The organism is bacterium (genome assembly GCA_026708055.1).
In the GTDB taxonomy this organism is placed as follows: domain Bacteria; phylum Actinomycetota; class Acidimicrobiia; order Acidimicrobiales; family CATQHL01; genus VXNF01.
Map to the genome: position 1 here is coordinate 1 of JAPOVS010000020.1, position 3,520 is coordinate 3,520.

5 protein-coding genes are annotated in these 3,520 nt (G+C 65.9%); 3 read left to right on the forward strand and 2 right to left on the reverse strand.

Annotated features, from left to right (window positions below; translation table 11 throughout):
- Window positions 1-167, reverse strand: a 167-nt coding sequence (locus tag OXG55_03015) for an alpha/beta hydrolase (protein ID MCY4102229.1), incomplete at its 3' end; no start/stop codon positions are given.
- Between the two features lie 96 nt (window positions 168-263).
- Here OXG55_03015 and OXG55_03020 point away from each other — a divergent pair.
- From OXG55_03020 to OXG55_03030, 3 genes are all read left to right on the forward strand, one after another.
- Window positions 264-1,019 carry a RelA/SpoT domain-containing protein gene (locus tag OXG55_03020; protein ID MCY4102230.1) on the forward strand — a complete coding sequence of 252 codons (756 nt, stop codon included), beginning with the start codon at window positions 264-266 and terminating at the stop codon, window positions 1,017-1,019.
- Window positions 1,012-1,290 (forward strand): hypothetical protein, encoded by a 279-nt coding sequence (locus OXG55_03025; protein MCY4102231.1) that lies wholly within the window; start codon window positions 1,012-1,014, stop codon window positions 1,288-1,290. The genes OXG55_03020 and OXG55_03025 overlap by 8 nt, the downstream gene beginning before the upstream one ends.
- 855 nt (window positions 1,291-2,145) lie before the next feature.
- On the forward strand, window positions 2,146-2,424 hold the full coding sequence (locus OXG55_03030; GenBank protein MCY4102232.1) for a hypothetical protein: 279 nt from the start codon (window positions 2,146-2,148) through the stop codon (window positions 2,422-2,424).
- Window positions 2,425-2,719: 295 nt separating this feature from the next.
- Here OXG55_03030 and OXG55_03035 read toward each other — a convergent pair whose 3' ends face one another.
- Window positions 2,720-3,184, reverse strand: a complete 465-nt coding sequence (locus OXG55_03035; GenBank protein MCY4102233.1) for a hypothetical protein — start codon at window positions 3,182-3,184, stop codon at window positions 2,720-2,722.
- Between the last annotated feature and the right edge of the window lie 336 nt (window positions 3,185-3,520).

Below are 3,520 nucleotides of genomic sequence, written 5' to 3' on the forward strand. Positions count from 1 at the left end.
AACGGCAACTCCGGGACGACGCAGCGGTAGCGATCCCCCAGGCCCTCGACGACGGTGTCCCACAGGGAGCCACCCATCAACACCCCGTGCAGCAACACCACCACCGGCCCGTCACCGCCGGTATCGGAATACATGAGATCCGCGGACGTCGGACCCTTGCGTTGCATCACCGAACCCGCGTCGGTGGATGTCGGGACACCGATCGTCGTTTGCCGTGTCGCGGAGCAGGGTAGCGGTCGCCGTCGTGCCGATAGGTTGCGGGTGTGTCCGACAACCTGCCCCTGCCGTACTCCAAGGGGCGCATCGACCGGGCCGGTCGGGCCCTGCGGCGACACCTGACCGGCGACGACCCACCGCTGTCGAGAGCCGAACTCGACACCGAGATCGGCGTCGTCGAGGCATTCCGATCTGAGCACCGTGATCCGTTGCGGAAGGCCCGGGTGGGCCTCCGGTCGTGCGTGGACACGGAGGGCCTGCAGGCCGTCGAGTTCGGCCAGCGTCTCAAGCGGACACCGACCATTGTGGACAAGCTGCGACGGCTTCCGACGATGAAGCTGTCGAGCATGCAGGACATCGGCGGCTGCCGAGCGGTGTTCGCGACGCAGGCGGAGGTCGCGCACGTGCTGGACAGGTTCACCCGCAACAGCTTCAACCGAAACGGTGTCGAGGACAACGTTCGCGACTACGCGGCGAACCCTCGTTCCTCCGGTTACCGCGGCGTCCACGTCTGGACCCGTTACGACGGTCGGCGCATCGAGGTGCAACTTCGTACACGGCCGCAGCACCAGTGGGCGAAGCTCGTCGAGACGCTCGTGGTCATAAGCGGCGTCGACTACAAGAGTGGTGACGGCCATGAACTCGTGCACGACTGGCTCCGGCGGCTGTCCGAGGGGTATGCGATCAACGAGGCGGGCCGGCCGGTCAGCAGGGTCTTCAGGGCGGAGTACGATGAGTTGCAGGCAGCGGCGTGGGATCTGCTCGACAGAGATACCGGGCAAGGAGGCGGGATCCATGGCTAGGGGTAAGACCATCCACTTCCTGCTCACCTACGACCGCTCCGAGCGCCGGCTGGTGAACATGGAGCGGTTCCGCGACGGCAGAAGGGCTGTCGACGCGTATGGCGAGCGGGAGCGCGAGTTCGCCGACCGGCCGCACATCGAGGTGGTCCTGCTCGGCGCCGAATCGGAAGATGCCATTCGCGTCACGCACCCGATCTACTTCGAGACCGACTTCTCGCTCGAGAAGTACGCCAACCTGCTCTGGCCCGCCCCGGAGCCGGCCGCCGGCTAGGACGTCCGCCGCGGCGCAGGCGGCGTAGCGGGTGGCCACAGACTTTCGGATCGGTGCGGATCGCCGGCCTGCCGGGTCGGGCGTCGTCTGCACAAGAGGTCAATTCGCCCTGCTGCGACTGCTGATCCCGAACGATGTCGTTACCTTGCGTCCCCGTAGGTGCGTGATGCCAGGTTGCTGACTGACTTCGCACGTTGGCCAACTTGGCTGGCTCGATTGCGAGTGCCGGGAGGATGATCGGTTTCTATGGCTGCCAAAGAGAAAAGAGTGGACGAACAAGCTGCGCTCGAGGTGATTCGGGCCGTCGAAGATGTGGTTAGCCACCGATGGCTGGAGGAGGGCAGCGGGCCCACTCCGGATCTTGAGGTCGTCCTCGGCGACGGTCGGGTCGTGCGGGTGGAGATCACCATGAGCACGGAGGGCGATCGGCTGCCCTCTGCGATGCGTTCGACAGCGAAGAGTTTCCACGGCGGGAACTCGACTGGGTGTGGTCGGTGGTCCTCATAGATCACTCTCCGGCGCGACGTCGGCGCAAGCGTTACGTGAAGAAGCTGGTGAACCGGCTCGCGCCTGTGCTCCGGGAGATCGAGTCGCAAGGGGGCGATCCCGCGGGGATGGTCCGCAACGCTCGAAGCGTGGTGGCGCGAGTCGCCGTACCGGACTGGGACGGCCTTGATGTCCTGCGCTGCCGTCGCCCGGAGACCGAGACCATCGGCGGCGTGCGAATTCGAGTCGCAGCAAGCTACGGCGGCCCAGTGGGATCAATCGACCAACTCATCGAGGACGTGCGGGAGAGGATCGCGAAAAAGACTTTCGAAAGGGCAGTTGGCCACGTATTCCGGACCAAGGTGGTTGGTGATCGCACTCGACAGCGGACTGGCGTCGATGCAGCTCGAGCAAGCGTTCGACTCGGGCGATGACGAACGGTGGCTGACCGAAGTGGAGGCGATTGCCCATCCGGGCATCGATGAGGTCTGGGCAATCAGCAACTGCCTGGCGTGGAATGTCCCCCGAGTCCTCCTGCGCCTACCCGGACCCGGAGGTCTGCCCTCGTGGCAGAGCGTGGAGAGTCGCGCCGACATGATCAACTCTCAACGCGGGGACGAGGAAGGCGAACAACAGGACGGACGTTAGGTTCAGAATGTGCCCGGATGATTCCCTCCGGTTGCGCCCAATTCCAGCTCTTGAACAGGTCCTCCGGAACCCGCCGCTCGGACAGGGCAGCGAAGGTCACGGGGGGATGGCGGATCCAGCGCGGGCGCAACAGGTGGGCGACCAGGAAGGTGCCGCGGGTAGCGCCGCGGTGCGGTACAGCAGCCGGTCGGGTACCCCGGGCGGGTAGTTGCCGAAGGCCTCACAGGAGACCAGGACCATGTTGGCGACACGATCGGAGTCGCCGGGGCTGATGACGAGCTGCGCGCCGCCCGAGCTAGCTGATCTGTGTGTTGAGTCCGAACGCCGATTCGACGGTCTGGATTGTGTGCGTGTCGCGCAGCTTGCAGGCGGTTACTTGCGAGTTGAAGAGTCCCTTCTCCCAGAAGGCCTGGTTGACGGGCCGCGCGGCGAGGCACTCCACGGGCACGACCATCTCGGTCACCTGCGAGTCTTCCGAGGCTGCCTCCTGTTTCCACGCCGCGCTCACGTCTGGCTGATCGAGGAGCGGTTGAGGCCGGCCTTCGATTTCGACGTTGGCGTCTCGTGGGGGGATCACCTTGGCGGTGATGTGGCCGATGCCCGCGTAGCCGGCTCCGCTCACATGGGCGAACACCCGATGTCCCGGTTCGAGGTTGCGCAGCGGCTTCCAGTACCACGATCCGCCGCCCGCGTTCCCGAAGCCGTACTTGTGGGCGATCGGCCAGCGGGGATCGCCCGGCTCGGCCTGACCGGGGATCACGTCGAAGTCCCGGCCGTTCCACGGGCGAAGCTTGCGGCGCGACCGTCGAGTTGCCTTGTCATGGACCTGGTGGGGATCGAGTATCCACGTCGGGGCCGGGTGCTCGTGGCCGCCGTCGGCGAAGTGACCGAAGAAGACGGACCCGTAGTCGAGCGCCCGGGGAACCGTTGGCGTCAGGTGTGTGCGGCGAGGAAGGCGTTCAGGTGGTCGGTCAGGGCCTCTGGCTGGTCGATGGGGACGAGGGTGTAGGTGTCGTCGATCCAGGCGAGTTGGGTGTTGCCGAAGTGGTCGGCGAGTCGTTGGGCGTGGGTGGGGGGCATGAGCTTGTCTTCTCGT